We start from the raw sequence: 22975 nt of genomic DNA, 5'->3' as shown, positions 1-22975 counted from the left end.
ACGCCAGGAGGCCATCGCCATGAATGCACCGCTTGGCGCCATCGACGCCTGGGCCCAACCCGCCAACGGCCGCGCCCGCGAGCTGTTGCCGGAGGTGGTCCGGCTGTTCGAGAAATCCGGTTCCGCGCACTTGCTCGACCAACCGCTGACACCCGAGCAGACGGTGGCGGAGATGGACCGCGCGGGCGTGAACAAACTCATGCTCGCCGCCTGGTGCCGGCCGGAGCGCTGGGTGTTCGACAACGACCTGGTGGCCGAGTACACCCGCGCCTTCCCCGACCGCTTCGTCGGGGTCGCCACCGTCGACCTGGGCAAGCCCCTGGCGGCGGTGCGCGAGCTGGAGCGGGCGGTGCTGGAGCTGGGCTGCAAGGCGCTGCGCGTGGTGCCCTGGCTGTGGAAGCTGCCGCCCAACCACCGGCTCTACTACCCGCTCTACGTGAAGTGCATCGAGCTGGACATTCCCTTCTGCACCCAGGTGGGCCACACCGGCCCGCTGATGCCCTCGGAGACCGGCCGCCCGGTGCCTTACCTGGACGAGGTGGCGCTGGATTTCCCCGAGCTGCGCATCGTCGCCGGGCACATCGGCCATCCCTGGACCGAGGAAATGATCGGCCTGGCCTGGAAGCACGACAATATCTACATCGACACCTCCGCCTACCTGCCACGCTACTACCCCCAGGCGCTGCTGCAGTTCATGCGCAGCTACGGCCAGGACAAGGTGCTGTTCGGCAGCAACTTCCCGCAGCTGTCCCTGGAGCGCTGCATGACCCAGGTGAAGGAGCTGGCGCTGCCGGCGGAGATCGAGGCGAAGTTCCTCCAGGGCAACGCCCGCCAGGTGTTCCGGCTGTGAGGCTATCCGGCGAGCCGCCGTGCCCGGGAGGAGGGCAGATAGGCGGCGAATAACGTGACAAGCTCCGACCATTACAAGAACAACAAGGAGGGTTCAGCAATGACCGATCAACTGCCGTTGCAGCGGCTCGCCCATTGGGTGGGCACCACGCCGGACCGCGTCTGGCTCAGCCAGCCGGTGGAGCGCCAGTGGCATGACCTGACCTGGCGCCAGGCCGACGACCAGGCGCGGCGCCTGGCCAGTGCGCTGCAGGCGCTGGGCTGCGCGCCGGGCGACCGGGTGGCGATCCTGGCGAAGAACTGTGCCGAGTGGATCATCAGCGACCTGGCGATCATGCTCGCCGGGCTGGTCAGCGTGCCGCTCTACCCGCTGCAATCCGCCGAGAGCATCGACTACGTGCTGCGCCACTCGGCGTGCAAGGTGATCATCCTCGGCAAGCTGGACGAGGCGGAGAGGTTCGCGGCCGGCATCCCCGCCGAGGTCATCCGCGTCGCCATGCCGTATCCGACCCTGAGCGCGCCGCATCAGTGGCACGCGCTGCTCGCCGCCCATGAACCGCTGCGCGATGGGCATGTGCAGCGCCCTGATGACCTGCTCAGCATCCTCTACACCTCCGGCACCACCGGCCAACCCAAGGGCGTGATGCAGCGGGCCGAGGCCTTCGCCTTCGCCTCCAGCCGCTCGGTGGCGGAGATGGGGCTCAACGAGCGCGAGCAGTTCTTCTCCTACCTGCCGCTGTCCCACGCGGCGGAGCGTTTCCTGGTGGAAACCAACAGCCTGTATTGCGGGGGCGCCATCGCCTTCGTCGAATCCCTGGACACCTTCGCCGCCGACCTCAAGCGGGTGCGGCCGACGGTGTTCTTTTCCGTGCCGCGGTTGTGGACGCGCTTCCAGCAGGGCGTGCTGGAGAAGCTGCCCCAGGCCAAGCTGGACCGCCTGCTGCGCATCCCGCTGCTGGGTGCGCTGGTGGCGCGCAAGGTGCGCCAGGGGCTGGGGCTGGACCGTGCGCGGGTGCTGGTCAGCGGTGCGGCGCCGATCCCGGTGGCGCTGCTGGAGTGGTACCAGCGCATCGGCCTGACCATCTGCGAGGGTTACGGCATGACCGAGAACTTCGCCTACGGCAACTTCAACCGGCCGGGCCAGGTGCGCTTCGGCAGCGTCGGCCGGGTGATGCCGGACAACGAGGTGCGCATCGCCGAGAACGGCGAGATCCTCTACCGCAGCCGCGCGCTGATGGCCGGCTACTACCTGGAGCCGGAGAAGACCGCCGATACGCTGCAGCTGGGCTGGTTGCACACCGGCGACAAGGGCGAGATCGACGCCGATGGCTACCTGCGCATCACCGGGCGGGTGAAGGACATCTTCAAGACCAGCAAGGGCAAGTACGTGGCGCCGGCCCCCATCGAGGGCGAGATCGCCAAGAACCTCTGGGTGGAGCAGGTGTGCCTGATGGGCAACGGCCTGGACCAGCCACTGGCGCTGATCGAACTCAGCCCGGCGGCCCGGGCGCAGGCGCGCGGGCAGATCGAGGCCGAGCTGGCGGCCAGCCTGCAGGCCCTCAACGAGCGCCTCCTGGCCCATGAGCGCATCAGCCATTTCGTGCTGGTGCGCGAGCCCTGGACGGTGGATAACGGCTGCATGACGCCGACCATGAAGATCCGCCGCAACGTGCTGGAACAACGCTTCGCCGCAGTGGCCGCGTGCCTGGACAGGCACCAGCCGCTGCATTGGGAATGAACCGAACCGCTATGGAGTCGCCATGACAGGCCCGCTCGCTTCGCTGAAGATCCTTGATTTCTCCACCCTGCTGCCGGGGCCCTTCGCCTCGCTGCTGCTGGCCGACATGGGCGCCGAGGTGCTGCGCGTCGAATCCCCCAGCCGCATGGACCTGGTGCGCGTGTTGCCGCCCCATGACGGTGGCACCTCCACCAGCCACGCCTACCTGAACCGCAACAAGCGCAGCATCGCCCTCGATCTCAAGCGCCCCGAGGCGGTGGGGTGGTGCGCCAACTGGTGGCCGAGTACGACATCGTGCTGGAGCAGTTCCGCCCCGGGGTGATGGACAAGCTGGGCGTGGGCTACGAGGCGCTGAAGGCGATCAACCCCAGGCTGATCTACGTCTCCATCACCGGCTACGGCCAGAGCGGCCCCTTCCGTGACCGTGCCGGCCACGACATCAACTACCTGGCCGTGGCCGGCATCGCCAGCTACACCGGGCGCCAGGAAAGCGGCCCGCTGCCCCTGGGCGTGCAACTGGCGGATATTGCCGGCGGCTCGCTGCACGGGTGATGGGCCTGCTGGCGGCGGTGATCCAGCGCCAGGTGACGGGGGAGGGGCAGCACGTGGACGTGAGCATGACCGACTGCGCCTTCAGCCTGCACGGCATGGCCGGTGCGGGCTATCTCGGTGCCGGCGTGGAGCCGGACATGGAGAACCAGGCGCTGAACGGCGGCAGCTTCTATGACTACTACCGCACCCGTGACGGCCGCTGGTTCTCGGTGGGCAGCCTGGAACCGCAGTTCATGCAGCAGTTCTGCGCCGCCATCGGCCGGCCGGACCTGGCCGCACGCGGGCTATCGCCCAAGCCGGAGGACCAGCGCGAGCTCAAGCGCGCCATCGAGATCGAGTTCGAGAAGCGCGACTTCGCCGAATGGAGCGAGGTGTTCGCCGCCCTGGATGCCTGCGTCGAGCCGATGCTGCCGCTCTCCGAAGCGGTGCGGCACCCGCAGATCGAGGCGCGCGGCCTGGTCACCGAAGTGCCCCGCGACGGGCTGCCGGCGCAACGGCAGATCGCCTGCCCGATCAAGTTCTCCAATGGCCTGCCCGCACCGCGCCATGTCGGCGCAGCCGTAGGTGCCCACACCGCCGAGGTGCTGGCCGAGCTGGGCTACACCGCCGAGCAGATCGCCTCGCTGAAAGCTGGCAAGGTGACGGGGTAGGCGTGCGTTCGGCGGATGTGGATAGACAGGCGTGGGGTTGGCGTAGGGTGGGCTTCAGCTTCGCGAATGAATTCGCTCCCACACTCGTTGCTTCAAGCTTCAAGCTTCAAGCGAAGCCGCACATCGACGGGTTACACCCGCCCTGCGGGCTTTGGATTATTCCTGCCGCTGTTCCCCGCTGAACACCAGGGTCACCTTGCAGCGTCGGCAGTAGTAACGACGCCCGCGCGCCACCAGGGCGTGGCGCTGGGAGGAGAAGGGGTAGTCGCCGTCCGGGCAGGCGCAGCGGTACAGGTAGCGGGTGACCTTGCGGCGCTTGACGTCGTAGCTGTGGCAGCGGTTGGGCGGCAGCTCGTAGACGCCCCGCATGATCAGCTGCCATTCCTCGCCATGGGGCTGGATACGGTGGCCGAACAGTTGGTGGGCGACCAGGTGCGCCACTTCGTGGGCAACGGTCTGCTTGAGGAAATCGTCCTGGTTCTCGCGATACAGCTGGGGGTTGAAGCGCAGCTTGTTCTCATCCAGGTGAGCGACACCGGCCTTCTGGCCCCGCAGCTTGAAGCTCACTTCGGGGCGGGTGAACCGGCGTTGGAAAAAAGCTTCCGCCTGCTGGTAGCAGGCTTCGACGCGGGCGTGTAGCAGCTCGGGCATAAAGGGGGCTCTCCAGAGCCCGCAATTATGCCGCAAAGCCGCCACCGGCCGAATCGTTCTCCTGCCGAGCGGTCGTGGTGCGCCGTTCTAGACGTATTCCGGCATCAGGTAGAGGTGCCCGTGCAGGATCACCGAGACCAGCACGTTGACCATGCCCCGCAAGGCCACGCGCCCGATTGCCGAGTTTTGGTCGAGCGGGAGGGCAAACGAAGAGGCCGCCCATGGGCGGCCTCCGTGCTACGGGTGAAGGGGTCAGCGGATGTAGACCGGGCCTACGCCCATGCCCCAGAAGATGACGGAGGCGGCGATCATCGCCACCAGCACCACCAGGCCCACGGCCAGCACCGAGCTGGAGAACAGGAAGCCCTCGTCGGATGGAATGTTCATGAAGGTCGGTATGCCCACGTAGAGCAGGTAGACCGTGTAGCAGATGGCGGCGGTGCCGATCATCATGCCCAGCCACAGGTGCGGGTAGAGCGCCGCGAGCCCGCCGATGAACAGCGGCGTGGCGCAGTACGCGGCGAACACGACGCATTCGGTGAAACTTGGCGAGGCGTCGTAGGTGCGCGCCATCCAGTGGATGAAGGCGCCCATGACGGCGACACCGGCGAGCATGGCGAAGTAGGAGAGGATGGTCATCTGCATCGCGCTGGACTGCGTGAGCATGACCGGATCGCCCTTGCCGATGGCCCAGCCGACCTGGGTGGTTCCTATATAGGCAGAGACAACGGGTATGGCTGCGAGTACCAGGATATGGGTGAGGTACATGTGGCTGATGCTTTCTTCCTCGCCACGGATTTCCTGCCATTCCTGATCGGGATGGGTGAAGAGCCCCCAAACGTGGTGGATCATTCTGAACACCTCCTCATTATTATGAGGTCGCCCCCAGCAAAGCGCCTGGGACGCATAGCCAGCGCCGCCCGGTGCCCGGCCGACGCATGCGACCTTGTGTCGCAGTATAGGTACAGGCTGGAGTCCGCGTCTGCCGTGGCTTTAGAGCAAATCAGACTTAGTGCTCAGCTGTAATAGCGCTGAAGTATTTCCATCGCCTTGTTGATCGACTGGATGCGCTCGGTGCTGCCGCCGCGATCGGGGTGATGCTGGCTCACCAGTTGGCGGTAGCGATGCTTGATCACCCCGAGGTTGAGCGCTTCCTCGCTGTTCACCAGTTCGAACAGCTCGAGGGCGGCGAGCTTCTCGTCCCCGCCCTGCATGCGCGTCCAGAAGCTCGAGAGCAGTTTCTCGACATCCCGCTCGGTGGTGTCGCGCAGGTGACGGGTGTCCAGGTAGTAGGTGCGCAGCGGGTCGTGTTCGGTGAGGGCGTCACTGCCCGCTGCGTAAGGCAGCAGCTGGATGCTCAGCGGGCTGATGGCGAGAAAGGCGGTTCCTTCGGCCCAGAGCCGGTCGCGTAATAGATAGAGGGCGTTGAACAGCAGGAAGTGGGTGCGGAACAGTACCAGGCGATCACCGAGGCCCAGGTTGGGGATGTGGGTGGAGTGGCCGGCCTTCAGGCGCTGGATCAGGTCGAATTCGCCGATGCCGTCCGGTTGCTGGCGGAGCAGCACCAGGAGCTGGTCGGCGAGGTCGAGGGAGGGGTCTAGTTCGTCGTTCATCGGGCGCAGGCTAGCACAGCGAAACAGAGGGCTGGGGCGGCGCGCGCTTTGTGCGTAAAATAGCCAGCTTTTCGCACCCCTCCCCGGATTCCAGAGCACCATGGGCACCCTTTCGGTCAACCAGAACAAACTGCAGAAACGTATCCGTCGCCTCGCTGGCGAAGCCATCGCCGACTTCAACATGATCGAGGAGGGCGACAAGGTCATGGTCTGCCTGTCCGGCGGCAAGGACAGCTACACCATGCTCGACGTCCTGCTTTACCTGCAGAAGGTCGCGCCGATCAAGTTCGAGATCGTGGCGGTGAACATGGACCAGAAGCAGCCCGGCTTCCCCGAGCACGTGCTGCCTGCCTACCTGGACTCCATCGGCGTCGAGTACCACATCGTCGAGAAGGACACCTATTCGGTGGTCAAGGAGAAGATCCCGGAAGGCAAGACCACCTGCTCGCTGTGCTCGCGCCTGCGCCGAGGCACGCTCTACACCTTCGCCGACGAGATCGGTGCGACCAAGATGGCCCTCGGTCACCACCGCGACGACATCCTGGAAACCTTCTTCCTCAACATGTTCTATGGCGGCACCCTCAAGGCCATGCCGCCGAAGCTGCGTGCCGACGACGGCCGCAACGTGGTGATCCGCCCGCTGGCGTACTGCAACGAGGCCGATATCGAGGCCTACTCGCAGCTCAAGGAATTCCCGATCATCCCGTGCAACCTCTGTGGCTCCCAGGAGAACCTGCAGCGCCAGGTGGTCAAGGAGATGCTCCAGGACTGGGAGCGCAAGTCGCCGGGCCGCACCGAGATCATGTTCCGCGCCCTGCAGAACGTGGTGCCCTCGCAACTGGCCGACCGCAACCTGTTCGACTTCACCAACCTGCGCATCGACGAAAGCGCCGCGCCGCGCACCCTGGACGTCGTCAATATCTGAAGTGGAGCTGGAAGCCGAGAGCCTGAAACCGGAAGGCTTCAAGCTTCAAGCTTCAAGCTTCAAGCTTTCTAGCCAAGGCCCTTTTTATGCGTGACTACCGCTGGCTTCACGAGTACTGCCTCAACCGCTTCGGTTCGGCCGAGGCCCTGGAAGCGCGCCTGCCGCAGCCGCGCAGCGATGCCGAGCTGCGCGAGCTGAGCGATGACCGCTACCTGTCGCTGCTGGCCCTGCGGGTGTTCCGTGCCGGGCTCAAGCACAGCCTGGTGGACGCCAAGTGGCCGGCCTTCGAGGAGGTGTTCTTCGGCTTCGATCCGGAGAAGGTGGTGCTGATGGGCGCCGAGCACCTGGAGCGGCTGATGCAGGACGCGCGGCTGATTCGCCACCTGGGCAAGCTCAAGAGCGTGCCGCGCAACGCCCAGTTCATCCTCGACGTACGTCGCGAGAAGGGCAGCTTCGGTGCGCTGATCGCCGATTGGCCGACGTCCGACATCGTCGGGTTGTGGAAGTACCTGGCCAAGCACGGCAGCCAGATGGGCGGACTTTCGGCGCCGCGTTTCCTGCGCATGGTCGGCAAGGACACCTTCGTCCCGTCCAACGACATGGTCGCGGCGCTCAAGGCCCAGGACATCATCGACAAGGTGCCCACCAGCCTGCGCGACCTGGCGCTGGTACAGGCCGCCTTCAACCGTTGGCACGAGGAAAGCGGGCGGCCGCTGTGCCACCTGTCGGCGATGCTGGCCTACACCGTCAATCACTGACCCGTTTCATCGAGCAGGAGGCTTGCATGAATCATTCGTCGGCTATCGCCCGCGTCGCTGCGGAGCTCAAGCGCGCAGAGCGCATCCTGGTCATCACCGGTGCCGGGCTTTCGGCGGATTCCGGCCTGCCCACCTACCGGGGGCTCGGTGGCCTCTATAACGGCATGACGGAGGAGGGCATCCCGATCGAGGAGGCCATCTCCGGGCCCATGCTGCGGCGCGACCCGGCGCTGTGCTGGAAATACCTCGCCCAACTCGGCAGCGCCTGCCTGGCCGCGCGCCCCAATCCCGGGCACGAAGCCATCGCGCAATTGCAGCGGCTCAAGCCGGAATGCTGGGTGCTGACGCAGAACATCGACGGCTATCACCGCCAGGCGGGGTCGCCGCCGGAGCGGCTGATCGAGATCCACGGCGAGCTGTCGCCGCTGTTCTGCCAGTCGTGCGGTGCCGAGAGTGACCAACTGTCGCAGCACCTGGAACGGCCTTTGCCTCCCAAATGCACTGTGTGCGGTGGTATCCTCCGGCCTCCCGTCGTCCTGTTCGAGGAAATGCTCCCCGAAAAGGCCATCGACACCCTCTACGCGCAACTGCGCAAGGGCTTCGATGCGGTGCTGGCCGTAGGCACCACGGCGAGCTTCCCCTACATCATCGAACCGGTGATGCGCACCCGCCAGCAAGGCGGCTTCACGGCGGAGATCAACCCCGCCAGCACCGACCTCGCACGCTCAGTCGACGTACATCTGAAGGGAAAGGCCTTAGATGTTTTGCAGGAACTACTGAGTCACATTTCGATCGATTAAATTTGCAAATTAGATCGATAGAGGGCATATTCGCGCCTTCTTATAATTTTCGACACGGTCGTGCCCATGCTCAGTCGCTTCGCACCCCTCGTGCCCATTGCGTTTGCACTGTTTCTTACCGCTTGCGCCGGCGTCTCGCCAAAGCCGCAAGTAGCCGTCACTCCGGAACCTCAGGCCGTCATCGAAGAGCCGAGCGTCCAGGACATGGCGGATATGATGGACGACGAGCCCTACCAGCTGCCGTCCCTCGCTGACAACGTTCTCGAGCGTGGCTTCGAGCTGGTGGGGACTCCCTACCGCTTCGGTGGTCGCTCGCTGAAGACCGGCTTCGATTGCAGCGGCTTCGTCGGCTACCTGTTCAAGGAAGAGGCGGGCATCCAGCTGCCGCGCTCTACCCGTGAAATGATCAACCTCGATGCGCCGGTCATTGCGCGCAGCGAACTGAAGCCGGGCGACATCGTCTTCTTCAATAACCGTGGTCGTGGTCGCGTCAGCCACGCCGGCATCTACATCGGCGACGACCAGTTCATCCATTCCTCCAGCCACCGCAGCGGCGGTGTGCGGGTCGACAGCCTGGATGATCGCTACTGGAACGCCAGCTACATGGAAGCCAAGCGCGTCCTCGCGCAGGTCTCCCCCTCGATGAACGCCTCGGCGCAGGGCTCGATGCACCGCTGATCGCGATCCAGATGCACCTATCGGCCCGGACTCTGTTCCGGGCCGAGTCGTTTCCGCCTCCCTTTATATAGGTACGGGTTGCCGCCCAAGCGCAGCGGCGATGGCTTTTTGCTTGCATTATTCGAGCGGGATCAGCACATTAGCGTGCAAACCTCAAGTCAGGACTGACTTGCCATGCCCGCCTTGCACCGTCTCACCCTCATCGCGCTGCTCGCCCTGCTCGGTGCCTGCTCCAGCCATGCGCCGGCTCCCGCTCCGGTCTACACCCCGCCCGTGGTTCAGGCGCCGTCCTCGCCGGCGGCCGATGACGTGCTGTTCCGCGCCCTCGGCCTGGTGGGTACGCCCTACCGCTACGGCGGCAACATGCCGGACAGCGGCTTCGATTGCAGCGGCCTGATCGGCTACGTGTACCGCGACGCCGCCGGCATCAGCCTGCCGCGCTCCACCCGCGAGCTCATCGCCATGCGCGTGCCGACCATTGGCATGAACGCCCTGCAGAGCGGCGATCTGGTGTTCTTTGCCACCAACGGCGGCGGCCAGGTCAGCCACGCCGGCATCTACGTCGGCGAGGGGCGCTTCGTCCATGCGCCTTCCAGCGGCGGAACGGTACGCCTCGACAGCCTGTCCAACAGCTACTGGCAGAAAAGCTACCTGAACGCCAAGCGCGTGCTGCTCGACTCGCATCTGGCTAGCACGCCCTGAGAGGCTGCATGACCACCCGGACGCTCAACCTCGACGACGACCTCCACCGCTACCTGCTCGACGTCTCCCTGCGCGAGACGCCGTTGCTGGCGCGCCTGCGCGAGGAGACCGCGCAACTGCCCACGGCGCGCTGGCAGATCGCCCCCGAGCAGGGTCAGTTCATGGCCATGCTGGTGCGCCTCACCGGCGCGCGACGCATCCTCGAGATCGGCACCTTCACCGGCTACAGCGCCTTGGTGATGGCCGAGGCCATGCCGGCGGACGGCCGTATCCTCTGCTGCGACCTGCCCGGCGACTACAACGCCGTCGCCCGGCGCTACTGGCAGGAAGCCGGCGTCGATACCCGCATCGACCTGCAACTGGCCCCGGCCCTGGAAACCCTCGGGCGTCTGGAGCGGGAAGGGCAGGCCGGCAGCTTCGACCTGATCTTCATCGACGCCGACAAGGCCAACTACCCTGCTTACCTCGAGCACGCCCTGGCCCTGGTGCGCAGCGGTGGCCTGGTGTTGTTCGACAACGTGCTGTGGAGCGGCCGCGTGCTGGAAGCCAGCCCCGACAGCGCCGACACCCGCGCCATCAAGGCCCTGAACCGCGCGCTCAAGACCGATGCACGCGTCGATCTCTCGCTGCTGCCCATCGGCGACGGGCTGACCCTCTGCCGCAAGCGCTGAACCCGTGGCCGAGCCCATCCGCCTGCCGCCCCAGCCGGACGCCTGCGAGCTCTGCCGGCGCGCCGCGCCCCTGACCCGCCACCACCTGATCCCCAAGGCCCTGCACGGCAAGACCTACGTGCAGAAGCGCTTCGCCCGCAACGAGCGCATCACCGCCACCCTCTGGGTCTGTCGTCCCTGCCACAACCAGATCCACCGCCTGTTCAGCGAAAAGGAACTGGCGCTGACCTACAACAGCCGCGAGGCGCTGATGGCCGACGAGCGCCTGCGCACCTTCGTCGACTGGCTGGCGGGCAAACCGGCGGGGTTCGAGCCGAGGCATTGAGGGCGCTGTGCTACTCAACGCATCAGGCAGTAGTTGATCAATTGCTCTTCGATGCTCTGTCGCTGCCGCAGGATCAGCGCGACCATCACCAGGCTGGCGGTCTCGTCGAAGCGATAGAGGATGCGGAACTCATCGATATGCAGTTCGCGGTAGCCGCGGACGCCCAGCAAGGCGGCTTCCTCGCAGATGGGGGCGGCCAGTGGGTGGGCTTGCAGATGGTGCTCGGAGGTTGTGATCAGGGCTGCGAGCTTGGCGTAGGCCGGTTCGGCGCCAATGAAAGGCGTCAGGTGGTGGATCTGCGAAACCAGGCTTTCTTCGGCGGTGGTCGCATAGGCGACCTCAATCTTCCTGCTCATCCTCGATGCTTCCCGGTCCTTGGGTGAGGGGGCTGCGCTGTTTGAGGCGCTGCAGCAGGGTGTCGGCGGAGATGAGGCGGCCCTCTGCCTTGTCCCGTTCCGCGAACGACAGCAGCTTGATCAGCGCCAGGGCTTCATCGCGGCGGCGGCGTTCGGCATAGGATTCCACGACGTAGGCCGGTACGCCGTTCTGGGTGATCACCATGGGCTCGCTCAGGTCCAGCGAGGCGGCGTGCTGTTTGAGGTAGCTGATGGTCCGGACTTTCATGGCGGGCTCCTTGTGAGGGGCGCATGGTAACGGATGCGGTCCATATATAGTCCGCATCCGGTCCGGTAGGCAATCGTGCGCTGGCCGGGTCGAGCTCAAGCCGCCTTCGCCATCGCCTCGCATTCCACCACGCAGCGCTGGCAGGCCTGCGCGCATTCCTGGCAGTGGTCGTGGTCATGCTTGGCGCATGCCTCGGCGCAGGCCTGGCAGGCGATGGCGCAGAGGCGGCAGATCTCGTCGGCCAGCGGGCTGTCGCGGGCCATCAGCAGGGCGGCGAGGCGGCACAGGTCGGCGCAGTCGCGGTCGGTGCGGATGCACAGCGCCATGTGCCCGGCGTGTTCCTCGCGCAGGCAGGAGGCGGCGCAGTGTTCACAGGCGATGGCGCAGGCGTTGCAGGCCTGGATGCAGGAGGCATAGCGGTCGCGGATCATGGAGGTCTCCTCATGGAGTGGGTCCTGTTGAGTGGACGTGGCTCTGCCCCGTCGGTTCGACCTATTTCCCGCCCGCCGCCCGTCGATTGACCCTGGCCACCCCGGCCACTAAGCTGCGCGCCTTGCATCAGGTGCCCCGTGGCCATGCCGCCGGGGTGAAACAGGGAAGCCGGTCCATTCTCCCGAAGAATCCGGCGCTGCCCCGCAACGGTAGGCGAATCAGACTCCGCAACAGCCACTGTGCCCAGGCATGGGAAGGCGCGGAAGGGAACCGACGGTTCCACTCGCAAGCCCGGAGACCGGCCTGGTGTGACTGCGCATGGGATCGCCCATGCATCACCCCAGAAGGTCGCGCGGGTGGCGCGACGGAGATCGAATCTTGAGTCGATACGCTTCCCCGAGGCCGGCGCTGCTGGCTGTTCTCGGCATTTCGTGCATTTCCCCGCTGGCCGCCGCGCCCCTCGAACTTGACGAGCAGGTGGTCACCGCCACCCGCAGCGAGCAGCCCGTGCGCGCCAGCCTGGCCGCCACCACCGTGATCGACCGTGCGGCCATCGAGCGCAGCCAGGCGAGCTCCGTGCCCGAGCTGCTGCGCAAGGTGCCGGGCGTGACCCTCAGCAACAACGGTGGCCCTGGCAAGAACACCACGCTGTTCATGCGGGGCAGTGAGTCCGACCACGTGCTGGTGCTGATCGACGGCGTCAAGGTCGGCTCCGTCAGCGCCGGGCTCACGGCCTTCCAGGACCTGCCGGTGGAGCTGATCGAGCGCATCGAAGTGGTCCGTGGCCCGCGCTCCAGCCTCTACGGCTCCGAAGCCATAGGCGGGGTGATCCAGATCTTCACCCGCAAGGGGCATGGCGACGGCGCGGCGAAGCCTTGGTTCTCTGCCGGCTACGGCACCCATGACAGCTACCAGGGCAGCGCCGGGGTAGCCGGTGGCGATGAGCAGGCCTGGTACAACCTCGGCGTTAGCAGCCAGGACACCGACGGCATCAACTCCCGCCGCCAGGGCAGCAACTACTACGAGCCCGACGCCGACGGCTACCGCAACCTGTCCGGTACCCTGAATGCCGGTGTGCAGCTCGGCAGTCTGGCGCTGGATGGCACGCTGATGCGCGCCAAGGCCCACAACGACTACGACGACATCGACAGCAGTGGCTACCTGCATCCCCTCGGCGGCCACGGCGCCAACGCCGACAACCGCCAGGAGGTGATCGGCGGCCGCGCCCGCTTCAGCCCCCAGGACATCTGGAACATCACCCTCCGGGCCGGTCGCAGCGAGGACAAGTCCACCAGCCACACCGATGGCTTGTTCGATGCCCGCTTCGACTCCAAGCGCGACAGCGCCTCCTGGCTCAACGACCTGACCCTCGCCGAAGGCCACGTGCTGACCCTCGGCTACGACTGGCAGCGTGACCAGGTCAGCAGCTCCACGGCCTTCGAGCAGGACTCGCGCCGCAACCAGGGGTGGTTCGCCCAGTACCTGGGGCAAGCCGGCCAGCAGGACTGGCAGCTGTCGCTACGCCGTGACGACAACGAGCAGTTCGGCACCCACGACACCGGCAGCGCCGCCTGGGGCTACGCGTTCACCGATGAATTGCGCTTCAGCCTCAGCTACGGCACCGCCTTCAAGGCGCCCAGCTTCAACGAGCTTTACTACCCCGGCTATGGCAACCCGGGCCTGGACGCGGAAACCTCCGAGAGCTTCGAGGCCGCGCTCACCGGGCAGCACGACTGGGGCCACTGGTCGGTCAACGCCTACCGCACCCATGTCGACGACCTGATCGCCTACGACTCCACCCTCGGCCCGTACGGCGGCCCCAACAACATCGGCAAGGCCCGCATCGACGGCCTCGAACTGGTGCTCGGCAGCCAGTGGCTGGGTTGGGACTGGAACGCCAACGCCACCTTCCTCGACGCCGAGAACCGCGACCACGGCAGCAACGCCGGCAACGAGCTGCCGCGCCGCCCGCAACAGAGCTTCAACCTCGACCTGGACCGGCGCATCGGCCGCTTCGGCCTGGGCGCCACGCTGCACGCCGAAGGCCGCAGCTACGACGACCTGGCCAACCGCAACAAGGTGGCCGGCTATGCCACCCTCGACCTGCGCGGCGAATACTGGCTGAACGAGGAGTGGCGCTTGCAGGCCAAGGTCACCAACCTGCTGGATGCCGACTACGAAACCGCGCTGGACTACAACCAGCCCGGCCAGGCAGTGTTCTTCAGCGTCCGCTACCAAGCCCTCTGACAGGAGCCCCCATGACCGAATCCATCGAACGCGATGCCCGCCACAAGGCGCGCATGCAGCGCAAGAAAGCCCTGATCGACGAGAAGATCGCCCAGGCCCAGGACGAGTACGGCCTGTTGCTGGTGCACACCGGCAATGGCAAGGGCAAGAGCAGCTCGGCCTTCGGCATGGTCGCCCGCGCCCTCGGGCATGGGGTGAAGGTGGGCGTGGTGCAGTTCATCAAGGGCGGCATGTCCACCGGCGAGGAAGCCTTCTTCCGCCGCTTCCCGGACGAGGTCGCCTACCACGTGATGGGCGAGGGCTACACCTGGGACACCCAGGACCGCCAGCGCGACATCGACAAGGCGCAGCAGGCCTGGGCCGTCGCGGCGCAGCTGCTCAACGACCCGCAGGTGGGCCTGGTGGTGCTGGATGAGCTGAACATCGCCCTCAAGCACGGCTACCTCGACCTGGAGACCGTGCTCCGCGACATCGAATCGCGCCCCGAGCTGCAGCACGTGGTCGCCACCGGCCGTGGCGCGCCCCAGGGCCTGATCGACGCCGCCGACACCGTCACCGAGATGAGCCTGGTCAAGCATGCCTTCAAGTCCGGGGTGAAGGCGCAGAAAGGGGTGGAATTCTGAGCACCTCCACGCGCCATTGCCCGGCCCTGCTGATCGCCGCCCCGGCGTCCGGCCAGGGCAAGACCACCGTCACCGCCGCCCTGGCGCGCCTGCACACCCGCCAGGGCAAGCGCGTGCGGGTGTTCAAGTGCGGGCCGGACTTCCTCGACCCGATGATCCTCGCCCGTGCCTCCGGCGCGCCGGTCTACCAGCTGGACCTGTGGATGATCGGCGAGGCGGAAAGCCGCCGCCTGCTCTGGGAGGCCGCTGCCGAAGCGGACCTGATCCTTATCGAAGGGGTGATGGGCCTGTTCGACGGCTCGCCCTCGGCTGCCGACCTGGCGCGCTGCTTTGGCGTGCCGGTGATGGCGGTGATCAATGGCGCCGCCATGGCCCAGACCTTCGGCGCCCTGGCCGTGGGCCTGGCCACCTACCAACCGGGCCTGCCGTTCTCCGGCGTGCTCGGCAACCGCGTCGGCAGCCAGCGCCACAGCGACCTGATCCGCGACAGCCTGCCGGACTGGATCCGCTGGTACGGCTCCCTGCCGCGCAGCGCCGAGGTCGAGTTGCCCAGCCGCCACCTGGGGCTGGTACAGGCCGAGGAACTGGCTGACCTGGATGCGCGCCTGGACGCCGCTGCCGATGCCCTGGCCGCCAGCGCCTCGGTGGAGCTGCCGCCGGCCGTAGCCTTCGAGGCGCCGCCGGCCCATGAGCTGCAACCGCTGCTCGAAGGCGTGCGCATCGGCGTCGCCCGCGACACCTCCTTCGCCTTCACCTACCAGGCCAACCTCGACCTGCTGCGCGCCCTGGGTGCCGAGCTGCAGTTCTTCTCGCCGCTGACCGACGCCGCCCTGCCCGAGGTGGACAGCCTTTACCTGCCCGGCGGCTACCCCGAGCTGCACCTGGCGCCGCTGGCGGAAAACCATGCCATGGCCGATGCGATCCGTGCCCACCATGAGGCCGGCAAGCCGACGCTCGCCGAGTGCGGCGGCATGCTCTACCTGCTGGATGCACTGACCGACGCCGAAGGCGAGCGTGCCGAACTGGTGGGCCTGCTGCCCGGCAGCGCGGTGATGCAGAAGCGCCTGGTGGCCCTGGCCTTGCAGGAAGTCGAGCTGCCCGGCGGTGCCTTGCGTGGCCACACCTACCACCATTCGCGCCTCGACTCGTCGCTGCAGCCCCTGGCGCGCGGCACCTGCCCGAACGACAAGCCGGTGGCCGAGGCGGTGTTCCGCATCGGCCGCCTCACCGCGTCCTATATCCATTTCTACCTGCCTTCCAATCCCGCTGCGGCGGCGGAGCTCCTGCGCCCATGACCGACAACGCCTTCAGCCCCGAGGAACGCGCCGCCGTTTACCGCGCCATCGCCGAGCGTCGCGACATGCGCCACTTCAGCGGCGGCGAGGTGGCGCCCGAGCTGCTCGCACGGCTGCTGGAGGCGGCGCACCAGGCGCCCAGCGTCGGCCTGATGCAGCCCTGGCGCTTCATCCGCGTCACCGAGCCGGCGCTGCGTGAGGACATCCACGGCCTGGTGGAGGCGGAGCGGGTGCGCACCGCCGAGGCCCTGGGCGAGCGCTCCGACGAATTCATGCGGCTCAAGGTCGAAGGCATCCGCGACTGCGCCGAGCTGCTGGTGGCCGCGCTGATGGACGGGCGCGAGGCCCATGTCTTCGGCCGACGCACCCTGCCCGAAATGGATATGGCGTCCCTGGCCTGCGCGATTCAGAATCTCTGGCTCGCCGCCCGCGCCGAAGGGCTGGGCCTGGGCTGGGTCTCGCTGTTCGACCCGCAGGCCCTGGCCGAGCTGCTCGGCATGCCGCCCGGCAGCAAGCCCCTGGCGGTGCTCTGCCTGGGCCCGGTGGAGGTCTTCTACCCGGCGCCGATGCTGGCGCTGGAGGGCTGGGCGCAGCCGCGCCCGTTGTCCGAATTACTGTTCGAGAACCAGTGGGGAAACAAGGAATGAGCCTGGGCATGCTGACATTGGCCGCCGTGGTGCTGGATGCCGTCTTTGGCGAGCCACGGCGCTGGCACCCGCTGGTGGCCTTCGGCAACTGGGCCAAGCGCCTCGAGCAACGCTTCAACCCCGGTGGCCGTGGCTGGCGCAGCCATGGCGTCAGCGCCTGGGTGATCGCCGTGCTGCCGCTGACCCTGGCCGCCTGGTGGCTGGCCGAGCTGCCCTGGATCGGCACCCTGGTGGGCGTCATCGCCCTCTACGCCGCCATCGGCCTGCGCAGCCTCAATGAACACGCCGAGCCGGTGGCCCGCGCCCTCGAGGCCGGTGACCTGGAGCAGGCACGCCAGCGCGTCGGCTACATGGTCAGCCGCGAAACCCGCGAACTGGACGAAGGCGCCGTGGCCCGTGCCGCCACCGAGTCGGTGCTGGAGAACGGCAGCGATGCGGTGTTCGCCGCGCTGTTCTGGTTCGCCGTGGCCGGTGCGCCGGGCGTGGTGCTGTACCGCCTGAGCAACACACTCGATGCCATGTGGGGCTACCGCAACGCGCGCTTCGAACGCTTCGGCTGGGCCGCCGCGCGCATCGATGACGTTCTCAACTACATTCCCGCGCGCCTGGTGGCACTGACCTACGCGCTGCTCGGCAAGACGGCCGTGGCGCTGCACTGCTGGCGCAAGCAGGCACCGCTCTGGGACAGCCCCAACGCGGGGCCGGTGATGGCCGCCGGCGCCGGTGCGCTGGGCGTGCAACTGGGTGGCCCGGCCGTCTACCACGGCGAGCTGCACGAGCGCCCGCACCTGGGGCTGGGCGAGCCCGCGCGGGCCGAAGACATCGACCGTGGCATGGACCTGGTGCGCCAGGGCGTGATGCTCTGGGTGGGCGTGCTGATCATCGGAGGGTGGCTCTTTGCTTGAGCATGGAGGCAGGCTGCGCGCCGCCGCGCAGCGTTATCGCATCCCCGAGGCCGACTGGCTCGACCTCTCCACCGGCCTGGCGCCCTACGGCTGGACCCTGCCGGAGGTGCCCGGCGCCGCCTGGGCCCGCCTGCCCGAGCAGGACGACGGCCTGGAAGAGGCCGCCCGCCGCTATTACAAGGCCCCGACCCTGTTGCCGGTGGCCGGCTCCCAGGCCGCCATCCAGGCGCTGCCGCGCATTCGCCGTACCTCCCAGGTGGGCATCCTCTCGCCCTGTTACGCCGAGCATGCCGCCGCCTGGCGCCGGGTCGGCCATCGCCTGGAAGAGATCAGCGAAGCCGGTGCCCGTCGCGCCATCGACCGCCTGGACGTGCTGGTGGTGGTCAACCCCAACAATCCCACCGGCCAGCGCTACTCGCCGGAGCTGCTGCTGGACTGGCATGCGCGCCTGGCCGAGCGCGGCGGCTGGCTGGTGGTGGACGAAGCCTTCATGGACTGCACCCCGGACCAGAGCCTGGCGCGCATCAGCCACCTGCCGGGGCTCATCGTGCTGCGCTCCTTCGGCAAGTTCTTCGGCCTCGCCGGGCTGCGCCTGGGGTTCGTCTGCGCCGCCCAGGAGCTACTCGATGAAATGGAGGAGTTGCTCGGCCCCTGGGCCGTGAGCGGCCCTGCCCGTTTCATCGCCAAGACCCTGCTGGAGGATGTTGACGGCCAGGCCCGGCAGCGTGAGCGCCTGCTGGTGGACGGCCAGCGCCTGGCGCGCCTGCTCACCGACAACGGCCTGCAGCCCACCGGTGGCTGCGCCCTGTTCCAGTGGGTGGCCATGCCCCACGCCGGGGTGATGCACGAATACCTCGCCGCCCACGGCATCCTCACTCGCCTGTTCCTCACGCCGTCGAGCCTGCGCTTCGGCCTGCCACCGGACGAAGCCGGCTGGCGGCGCCTGGACCAGGCCCTGAGCGGCTTCGCCCGGGAGCTCGCATGACCACGCTGATGGTGCAGGGCACCACCTCCGACGCCGGCAAGAGCACCCTGGTGACCGCGCTGTGCCGCTGGCTCAAGCGCCAGGGCGTGGCGGTGGTGCCGTTCAAGCCGCAGAACATGGCGCTGAACAGCGCGGTGACCGCCGACGGCGGCGAGATCGGCCGCGCCCAGGCGGTGCAGGCCCAGGCCTGTGGGCTGGCGCCGCACACCGACATGAACCCGGTGCTGCTCAAGCCCAATACCGACACCGGCGCCCAGGTGATCATCCACGGCCGCGCCGTCACCTCGATGAACGCGGTCGCTTACCACGACTACAAGAAGGTGGCGATGCAGGCGGTGCTGGCCTCCCACCAGCGCCTCGAAGCCGGTTACCAGGTGGTGATGGTGGAAGGGGCGGGCTCGCCGGCGGAGATCAACCTGCGCGCCAACGACATCGCCAACATGGGCTTCGCCGAGGCGGTGGACTGCCCGGTGATCCTCATCGCCGACATCGACCGGGGCGGCGTCTTCGCCCACCTGGTGGGCACCCTGGCGTTGCTCTCGGAAAGCGAGCAGGCGCGGGTGAAAGGCTTCGTGATCAACCGTTTCCGCGGCGACATCGCCTTGCTGCAGCCGGGCCTCGACTGGCTGGAACAACGCACCGGCAAGCCGGTGCTCGGCGTGCTGCCGTACCTCACCGACTTCCACCTGGAGGCGGAGGACGCTATCGACCGGCGCCAGGACGCCAAGCCCCGCGAGGCGCTGAAGGTGGTGGTGCCGGTGCTGCCACGCATCAGCAACCACACCGATTTCGACCCGTTGCGCCTGCACCCGCAGGTGCAGCTGACCCTGGTCGGCCCCGGCCAGGCGATGCCGGCGGCGGAGCTGATCGTGCTACCCGGCTCCAAGAGCGTGCGCGCCGACCTGGCCTTCCTCCGCCAGCAGGGCTGGGATCTGGCCATCGCCCGCCACCTGCGCTACGGCGGCAAGCTGCTGGGCATCTGCGGCGGCCTGCAGATGCTCGGTGAGCGCATCGACGACCCCCACGGCCTGGAGGGGCCCGCCGGCAGCAGCGCCGGCCTCGGCCTGCTGGCCTTCGACACGGTGCTGGAGCCGGAGAAGCAGCTGCGTAACGTGCGCGGCTACCTGGGCCTGGAGAACGCACCGGTGAGCGGCTACGAGATCCACGCCGGGGTCAGTCGCGGTGCTGCCCTGGAGCAACCGGCGGTGCGGCTGGACGATGGCCGCGCCGACGGTGCCATGAGCGCCGACGGCCAGGTGCTTGGCACCTACCTGCACGGTCTGTTCGAAGGCGCCGAGGCCCGTGATGCGCTGCTGCGCTGGGCCGGCCTCGCCGAGGTGCAGGCGGTGGACTACCCGGCGCTGCGCGAGCGTGACATTGAGCGCCTGGCCGACCAGGTCGAGCGCCACCTGGATACCGACCTGCTGCGCCGCCTCTGCGGCCTGGAGCCCGTCCATGGCTGAACTCATCCTCGGCGGCGCCCGCTCGGGCAAGAGCCGCCTGGCCGAACGCCTCGCCACTGAATCCGGCCTGGCCGTCACCTACATCGCCACCAGCCAGCCCCTGGACGGCGAAATGAGCCAGCGCGTGGCCAGCCACCGCGCCCGCCGCCCCGACCACTGGGGCCTGGTGGAAGAGGCCGTCGAACTGGCCCGGGTGCTGCGCGAGCATGCCGCCCCCGGCACCTGCCTGCTGGTGGATTGCCTGACCCTGTGGCTGACCAACCTGCTGATGCTGGAGGACGAGGCGCGCCTCGTCGCCGAGCGTGACGCCCTGCTGGCCTGCATCGGCGAGCTGCCGGGGCGGGTGCTGCTGGTGAGTAATGAAACCGGCCTCGGGGTGGTGCCCCTGGGCGAACTGACCCGCCGCTATGTCGATGAAGCCGGTTGGCTGCACCAGGCCCTGGCCGAGCGCTGCACCCGCGTGACCTTCACCGTCGCCGGCCTGCCCATGCTGTTGAAGGGAGAGCCCCTATGAACACCTTCGCGTGGTGGTTGGCCGAATGCCAGCCCCAGGACCATGTCGCCCGCACCCGGGCCCAGGCCCGCCAGGACCAACTGACCAAGCCCCGCGGTGCCCTGGGCCAGCTGGAAGGCCTGGCCATCACCCTGGCCGCCATGCAGGGCAGCGATCGCCCCGAGGTGGCGCGCCCCTGGTTCGCCGTGTTCGCCGGCGACCACGGCGTGGTGGCGGAGGGCGTTTCCGCCTACCCGCAGGCGGTGACCGGCGAGATGCTGCGCAACTTCGTGCGCGGCGGTGCGGCCATCAGCGTGCTGGCCCACAGCCTCGGCGCCACACTGGAACTGGTCGACCTGGGCACCGCCGTGCCCCTGGAAAAACTGCCCGGCGTGCTGCACCTGGGCCTGGGCGCCGGCACTGCCAACTTCGCCCGCGAGCCGGCCATGAGCGATGCCCAGTGCCTGGCCGCCCTGGAGGCCGGCCGCGCCAGCGCCGTGCGCGCGGTGGAGTCGGGCGCGGACATCTACCTCGGCGGCGAGATGGGCATCGGCAACACCACCGCCGCCAGCGCCCTGGCCTGCGCGCTGCTGGGCACCCCGGCGGCGCAACTGGTCGGCCCCGGCACCGGGCTGGACGACAAGGGCGTGCAGCACAAGGCCGAGGTGATCGAGCGCGCCCTGGCCCTGCACAGCCCCCATTGCCATGGCCCGCTGGAAAGCCTGCGCCGCCTCGGCGGCTTCGAGGTCGCCGCCCTGGCCGGCGCCTACCTCGGCTGCGCCCAGCGCGGCATCCCGGTGCTGGTGGATGGCTTCATCTGCAGCGTGGCCGCCCTGTGCGCGGTGCGCATGAACCCGGCCTGCCGCGACTGGCTGCTGTTCTCCCACCGTTCCGCCGAGCCGGGCCACCAGGCCGTGCTGGCGGAGCTGCAGGCGCAAACCCTGCTCGACCTCGGCCTGCGCCTGGGCGAGGGCAGCGGTGCCGCCATCGCCTTGCCGCTGCTGCGCCTGGCCTGCGACCTGCACAACGGCATGGCCACCTTCGCCGAAGCCGCGGTTTCGGACCGTCCGGCATGAGCCTGGTCATCGACCTGCTGCGCCATGGCGAGACCGAGCTGGGTGCCGGCTTCCGTGGCAGCCTGGACGACGCCCTGACCGAAACCGGCTGGGCGCAGATGCGCGGCGCGGTGGAGGGGGCCGGCCCCTGGGACGCCATCGTCGCCTCGCCACTGCAACGCTGCGCGCGCTTCGCCGAGGAGCTGGCCGGGCGCCTGGACCTGCCGCTGCGCTTCGATGCCGACCTGCGCGAACTGCATTTCGGCGCCTGGGAGGGCCGCACTGCCGCCCAGTTGATGGCCACCGACGAAGCCGGGCTGGGCCTGTTCTGGAACGACCCCTACAGCTTCACCCCGCCCGGGGGCGAAACGCTGCTGGACTTCGAGGCCCGCGTCCACGCCGCGGCTGCTCGGCTGCAGGAAGGCTTCGCCGGCCAGCGCCTGCTGGTGGTCAGCCACGGCGGGGTGATCCGCCTGCTGCTGGCCCGTGCGCGGGCCTGCCCCGAGCCCAGTTGATGCAGGTGGAGGTGCCCCACGCCACGCTGCACCGGATCGTTTTGCCATGATCCCGCTGCTGATCGCCCTGCAATTCCTCACCCGCCTGCCGGTGCGCCTGCCGGGCATGCCCGAGCCGGTACAGGTGGGGCGCTCGCTGCTGTTCTACCCGCTGGTGGGGTTGCTGCTCGGCCTGGCGCTGCTGGCGCTGGAGTGGCTGCTGGGCGATACCTCGGTGCTGCTCAAGGCTGTGCTGCTGCTCGCCGCCTGGGTGGCGCTGAGCGGTGGCCTGCACCTGGATGGCCTAGCCGATACGGCGGACGCCTGGGTGGGCGGCTACGGCGACCGCGAGCGCACCCTGACCATCATGAAGGACCCGCGCAGCGGCCCCATCGCCGTGGTCGTATTGGTGCTGGTGCTGCTGCTGAAGTTTTCTGCCCTGGTCGCCCTGCTGGAGCAGGGCCCCATCGCCGCGCTGTTGCTGGCGCCCTGGCTGGCGCGGGGGCTGCTGCCGCTGCTGTTCATGACCACGCCTTACGTTCGTGCAGGTGGGCTGGGGCAGGCTCTGGCGGAGCACCTGCCACGCCGGGAGCTGCCCTGGGTGCTGGGCGCCCATGTGTTGCTCGGGTTGGTGTTCGGCTGGGTGGCGCTGGTGTCCCTGGCGGCCGCCCTGGCCGTATTCGCCTGGTGGCGGCGCGGCTTGCTGCGGCGGCTGGGCGGCACCACCGGCGACACGGCCGGGGCGCTGGTGGAGCTGGCCGAGGTGGCCGTGCTGGTGGCGTTGGCGCTGCTGGGGTGAA

Annotated in this window: 25 protein-coding genes, 2 pseudogenes and 1 riboswitch; of the genes and pseudogenes, 21 read left to right on the top strand and 6 right to left on the bottom strand. The window is 68.1% G+C overall.

Going from position 1 to position 22975, the window contains the following annotated elements; genetic code table 11:
• The first annotated feature begins 19 nt into the window (after nucleotides 1-19).
• From PSm6_RS01305 to PSm6_RS01295, 3 genes and pseudogenes are all read left to right on the top strand, one after another.
• Entirely contained in the window at nucleotides 20-850 is an 831-nt protein-coding gene (locus tag PSm6_RS01305; protein ID WP_265169309.1) for an amidohydrolase family protein, read from the top strand.
• A gap of 99 nt (nucleotides 851-949) precedes the next feature.
• A complete protein-coding gene (locus PSm6_RS01300; protein WP_265169308.1) occupies nucleotides 950-2587 on the top strand; it encodes an AMP-binding protein in 1638 nt (545 codons plus the stop codon).
• Between the two features lie 22 nt (nucleotides 2588-2609).
• Nucleotides 2610-3789: pseudogene (locus tag PSm6_RS01295) on the top strand (CaiB/BaiF CoA transferase family protein).
• A 156-nt stretch (nucleotides 3790-3945) separates the two neighbouring features.
• Here PSm6_RS01295 and PSm6_RS01290 read toward each other — a convergent pair.
• From PSm6_RS01290 to PSm6_RS01280, 3 genes are all read right to left on the bottom strand, one after another.
• Nucleotides 3946-4440 (bottom strand): SprT family zinc-dependent metalloprotease, encoded by a 495-nt coding sequence (locus PSm6_RS01290; RefSeq protein WP_021222634.1) that lies wholly within the window; start codon nucleotides 4438-4440, stop codon nucleotides 3946-3948.
• Between the two features lie 252 nt (nucleotides 4441-4692).
• Nucleotides 4693-5292 (bottom strand): Yip1 family protein, encoded by a 600-nt coding sequence (locus tag PSm6_RS01285; RefSeq protein WP_043244852.1) that lies wholly within the window; start codon nucleotides 5290-5292, stop codon nucleotides 4693-4695.
• Nucleotides 5293-5456: 164 nt separating this feature from the next.
• On the bottom strand, nucleotides 5457-6053 hold the full coding sequence (locus PSm6_RS01280) for a DNA-J related domain-containing protein (protein ID WP_021222636.1): 597 nt from the start codon (nucleotides 6051-6053) through the stop codon (nucleotides 5457-5459).
• 100 nt (nucleotides 6054-6153) lie between these two features.
• On the opposite strand from PSm6_RS01280, the gene ttcA reads away from it, so the two are divergent.
• The 7 genes from ttcA to PSm6_RS01245 all read left to right on the top strand — a co-directional run bounded on the left by ttcA (nucleotide 6154) and on the right by PSm6_RS01245 (nucleotide 10912).
• Nucleotides 6154-6978 (top strand): tRNA 2-thiocytidine(32) synthetase TtcA, encoded by an 825-nt coding sequence (gene ttcA / locus PSm6_RS01275; RefSeq protein ID WP_021222637.1) that lies wholly within the window; start codon nucleotides 6154-6156, stop codon nucleotides 6976-6978.
• An 86-nt stretch (nucleotides 6979-7064) separates the two neighbouring features.
• On the top strand, nucleotides 7065-7736 hold the full coding sequence (locus PSm6_RS01270; protein WP_021222690.1) for a DNA-3-methyladenine glycosylase I: 672 nt from the start codon (nucleotides 7065-7067) through the stop codon (nucleotides 7734-7736).
• A 26-nt stretch (nucleotides 7737-7762) separates the two neighbouring features.
• Nucleotides 7763-8536 (top strand): NAD-dependent deacylase, encoded by a 774-nt coding sequence (locus tag PSm6_RS01265; RefSeq protein WP_043244954.1) that lies wholly within the window; start codon nucleotides 7763-7765, stop codon nucleotides 8534-8536.
• 66 nt (nucleotides 8537-8602) lie between these two features.
• Nucleotides 8603-9214, top strand: coding sequence for a C40 family peptidase (locus PSm6_RS01260; RefSeq protein WP_031289040.1), 612 nt, complete (start codon nucleotides 8603-8605; stop codon nucleotides 9212-9214).
• 174 nt (nucleotides 9215-9388) lie between these two features.
• The gene (locus PSm6_RS01255) at nucleotides 9389-9916 is read left to right on the top strand and encodes a C40 family peptidase (RefSeq protein WP_265169307.1); all 528 of its coding nucleotides are present in this window, start codon (nucleotides 9389-9391) and stop codon (nucleotides 9914-9916) included.
• An 8-nt stretch (nucleotides 9917-9924) separates the two neighbouring features.
• Complete coding sequence (locus PSm6_RS01250) at nucleotides 9925-10587, top strand: class I SAM-dependent methyltransferase (protein ID WP_043244953.1); 663 nt, start codon at nucleotides 9925-9927, stop codon at nucleotides 10585-10587.
• Nucleotides 10588-10591: 4 nt separating this feature from the next.
• On the top strand, nucleotides 10592-10912 hold the full coding sequence (locus PSm6_RS01245; protein ID WP_021222695.1) for a hypothetical protein: 321 nt from the start codon (nucleotides 10592-10594) through the stop codon (nucleotides 10910-10912).
• Nucleotides 10913-10926: 14 nt separating this feature from the next.
• On the opposite strand, the gene PSm6_RS01240 is transcribed toward PSm6_RS01245, so the two are convergent.
• The 3 genes from PSm6_RS01240 to PSm6_RS01230 form a co-directional block, all read right to left on the bottom strand.
• Nucleotides 10927-11268: a type II toxin-antitoxin system RelE/ParE family toxin gene (locus PSm6_RS01240; protein WP_043244951.1), complete on the bottom strand. Its 342-nt coding sequence runs from the start codon at nucleotides 11266-11268 to the stop codon at nucleotides 10927-10929.
• Nucleotides 11252-11536, bottom strand: coding sequence for a type II toxin-antitoxin system Phd/YefM family antitoxin (locus PSm6_RS01235; RefSeq protein WP_021222697.1), 285 nt, complete (start codon nucleotides 11534-11536; stop codon nucleotides 11252-11254). Before PSm6_RS01235 ends, PSm6_RS01240 begins: the two co-directional genes overlap by 17 nt.
• 95 nt (nucleotides 11537-11631) lie before the next feature.
• Nucleotides 11632-11967: a four-helix bundle copper-binding protein gene (locus PSm6_RS01230; RefSeq protein ID WP_265169306.1), complete on the bottom strand. Its 336-nt coding sequence runs from the start codon at nucleotides 11965-11967 to the stop codon at nucleotides 11632-11634.
• Nucleotides 11968-12079: 112 nt separating this feature from the next.
• Nucleotides 12080-12289: riboswitch (cobalamin riboswitch) on the top strand.
• A 57-nt stretch (nucleotides 12290-12346) separates the two neighbouring features.
• Here PSm6_RS01230 and btuB point away from each other — a divergent pair.
• The 11 genes and pseudogenes from btuB to PSm6_RS01175 all read left to right on the top strand — a co-directional run bounded on the left by btuB (nucleotide 12347) and on the right by PSm6_RS01175 (nucleotide 22974).
• A complete protein-coding gene (btuB, locus tag PSm6_RS01225; RefSeq protein WP_371877003.1) occupies nucleotides 12347-14215 on the top strand; it encodes a TonB-dependent vitamin B12 receptor in 1869 nt (622 codons plus the stop codon).
• Nucleotides 14216-14226: 11 nt separating this feature from the next.
• Nucleotides 14227-14838, top strand: coding sequence for a cob(I)yrinic acid a,c-diamide adenosyltransferase (gene cobO, locus PSm6_RS01220; protein ID WP_021222700.1), 612 nt, complete (start codon nucleotides 14227-14229; stop codon nucleotides 14836-14838).
• Nucleotides 14835-16133 carry a cobyrinic acid a,c-diamide synthase CobB gene (locus tag PSm6_RS01215; RefSeq protein WP_265170487.1) on the top strand — a complete coding sequence of 433 codons (1299 nt, stop codon included), beginning with the start codon at nucleotides 14835-14837 and terminating at the stop codon, nucleotides 16131-16133. Before cobO ends, PSm6_RS01215 begins: the two co-directional genes overlap by 4 nt.
• Complete coding sequence (bluB, locus tag PSm6_RS01210) at nucleotides 16130-16780, top strand: 5,6-dimethylbenzimidazole synthase (RefSeq protein ID WP_265169305.1); 651 nt, start codon at nucleotides 16130-16132, stop codon at nucleotides 16778-16780. The genes PSm6_RS01215 and bluB overlap by 4 nt, the downstream gene beginning before the upstream one ends.
• Nucleotides 16777-17685, top strand: coding sequence for an adenosylcobinamide-phosphate synthase CbiB (gene cbiB, locus PSm6_RS01205; RefSeq protein ID WP_021222703.1), 909 nt, complete (start codon nucleotides 16777-16779; stop codon nucleotides 17683-17685). Before bluB ends, cbiB begins: the two co-directional genes overlap by 4 nt.
• Complete coding sequence (gene cobD / locus PSm6_RS01200) at nucleotides 17678-18670, top strand: threonine-phosphate decarboxylase CobD (protein ID WP_021222704.1); 993 nt, start codon at nucleotides 17678-17680, stop codon at nucleotides 18668-18670. Before cbiB ends, cobD begins: the two co-directional genes overlap by 8 nt.
• Entirely contained in the window at nucleotides 18667-20133 is a 1467-nt protein-coding gene (locus PSm6_RS01195) for a cobyric acid synthase (protein WP_021222705.1), read from the top strand. The genes cobD and PSm6_RS01195 overlap by 4 nt, the downstream gene beginning before the upstream one ends.
• Nucleotides 20126-20647 (top strand): bifunctional adenosylcobinamide kinase/adenosylcobinamide-phosphate guanylyltransferase, encoded by a 522-nt coding sequence (gene cobU, locus PSm6_RS01190; protein ID WP_021222706.1) that lies wholly within the window; start codon nucleotides 20126-20128, stop codon nucleotides 20645-20647. Before PSm6_RS01195 ends, cobU begins: the two co-directional genes overlap by 8 nt.
• Complete coding sequence (gene cobT, locus PSm6_RS01185; protein ID WP_265169304.1) at nucleotides 20644-21702, top strand: nicotinate-nucleotide--dimethylbenzimidazole phosphoribosyltransferase; 1059 nt, start codon at nucleotides 20644-20646, stop codon at nucleotides 21700-21702. Before cobU ends, cobT begins: the two co-directional genes overlap by 4 nt.
• A pseudogene (cobC, locus tag PSm6_RS01180) lies at nucleotides 21699-22246 on the top strand (alpha-ribazole phosphatase family protein). Before cobT ends, cobC begins: the two are co-directional and overlap by 4 nt.
• Entirely contained in the window at nucleotides 22243-22974 is a 732-nt protein-coding gene (locus PSm6_RS01175) for an adenosylcobinamide-GDP ribazoletransferase (RefSeq protein ID WP_265169303.1), read from the top strand. Before cobC ends, PSm6_RS01175 begins: the two are co-directional and overlap by 4 nt.
• Nucleotide 22975: the final 1 nt, after the last annotated feature.

Origin of the sequence: Pseudomonas solani (genome assembly GCF_026072635.1) — a bacterium.
Taxonomy (GTDB): Bacteria; Pseudomonadota; Gammaproteobacteria; order Pseudomonadales; family Pseudomonadaceae; genus Metapseudomonas; species Metapseudomonas solani.
Note: the sequence above shows the minus strand (reverse complement) of the source record. Positions and strands in the feature narration are given on the sequence as shown.

What these genes read in the sequence shown, in the direction of transcription:
- PSm6_RS01305 (WP_265169309.1), top strand. Translation starts at nt 20, where the DNA reads ATGAATGCACCGCTTGGCGCCATCGACGCCTGGGCCCAACCCGCCAAC.
- PSm6_RS01300 (WP_265169308.1), top strand. Translation starts at nt 950, where the DNA reads ATGACCGATCAACTGCCGTTGCAGCGGCTCGCCCATTGGGTGGGCACC.
- PSm6_RS01290 (WP_021222634.1), bottom strand. Translation starts at nt 4,440, where the DNA reads ATGCCCGAGCTGCTACACGCCCGCGTCGAAGCCTGCTACCAGCAGGCG.
- PSm6_RS01285 (WP_043244852.1), bottom strand. Translation starts at nt 5,292, where the DNA reads ATGATCCACCACGTTTGGGGGCTCTTCACCCATCCCGATCAGGAATGG.
- PSm6_RS01280 (WP_021222636.1), bottom strand. Translation starts at nt 6,053, where the DNA reads ATGAACGACGAACTAGACCCCTCCCTCGACCTCGCCGACCAGCTCCTG.
- ttcA (WP_021222637.1), top strand. Translation starts at nt 6,154, where the DNA reads ATGGGCACCCTTTCGGTCAACCAGAACAAACTGCAGAAACGTATCCGT.
- PSm6_RS01270 (WP_021222690.1), top strand. Translation starts at nt 7,065, where the DNA reads ATGCGTGACTACCGCTGGCTTCACGAGTACTGCCTCAACCGCTTCGGT.
- PSm6_RS01265 (WP_043244954.1), top strand. Translation starts at nt 7,763, where the DNA reads ATGAATCATTCGTCGGCTATCGCCCGCGTCGCTGCGGAGCTCAAGCGC.
- PSm6_RS01260 (WP_031289040.1), top strand. Translation starts at nt 8,603, where the DNA reads ATGCTCAGTCGCTTCGCACCCCTCGTGCCCATTGCGTTTGCACTGTTT.
- PSm6_RS01255 (WP_265169307.1), top strand. Translation starts at nt 9,389, where the DNA reads ATGCCCGCCTTGCACCGTCTCACCCTCATCGCGCTGCTCGCCCTGCTC.
- PSm6_RS01250 (WP_043244953.1), top strand. Translation starts at nt 9,925, where the DNA reads ATGACCACCCGGACGCTCAACCTCGACGACGACCTCCACCGCTACCTG.
- PSm6_RS01240 (WP_043244951.1), bottom strand. Translation starts at nt 11,268, where the DNA reads ATGAGCAGGAAGATTGAGGTCGCCTATGCGACCACCGCCGAAGAAAGC.
- PSm6_RS01235 (WP_021222697.1), bottom strand. Translation starts at nt 11,536, where the DNA reads ATGAAAGTCCGGACCATCAGCTACCTCAAACAGCACGCCGCCTCGCTG.
- PSm6_RS01230 (WP_265169306.1), bottom strand. Translation starts at nt 11,967, where the DNA reads ATGATCCGCGACCGCTATGCCTCCTGCATCCAGGCCTGCAACGCCTGC.
- cobO (WP_021222700.1), top strand. Translation starts at nt 14,227, where the DNA reads ATGACCGAATCCATCGAACGCGATGCCCGCCACAAGGCGCGCATGCAG.
- bluB (WP_265169305.1), top strand. Translation starts at nt 16,130, where the DNA reads ATGACCGACAACGCCTTCAGCCCCGAGGAACGCGCCGCCGTTTACCGC.
- cbiB (WP_021222703.1), top strand. Translation starts at nt 16,777, where the DNA reads ATGAGCCTGGGCATGCTGACATTGGCCGCCGTGGTGCTGGATGCCGTC.
- PSm6_RS01195 (WP_021222705.1), top strand. Translation starts at nt 18,667, where the DNA reads ATGACCACGCTGATGGTGCAGGGCACCACCTCCGACGCCGGCAAGAGC.
- cobU (WP_021222706.1), top strand. Translation starts at nt 20,126, where the DNA reads ATGGCTGAACTCATCCTCGGCGGCGCCCGCTCGGGCAAGAGCCGCCTG.
- cobT (WP_265169304.1), top strand. Translation starts at nt 20,644, where the DNA reads ATGAACACCTTCGCGTGGTGGTTGGCCGAATGCCAGCCCCAGGACCAT.
- PSm6_RS01175 (WP_265169303.1), top strand. Translation starts at nt 22,243, where the DNA reads ATGATCCCGCTGCTGATCGCCCTGCAATTCCTCACCCGCCTGCCGGTG.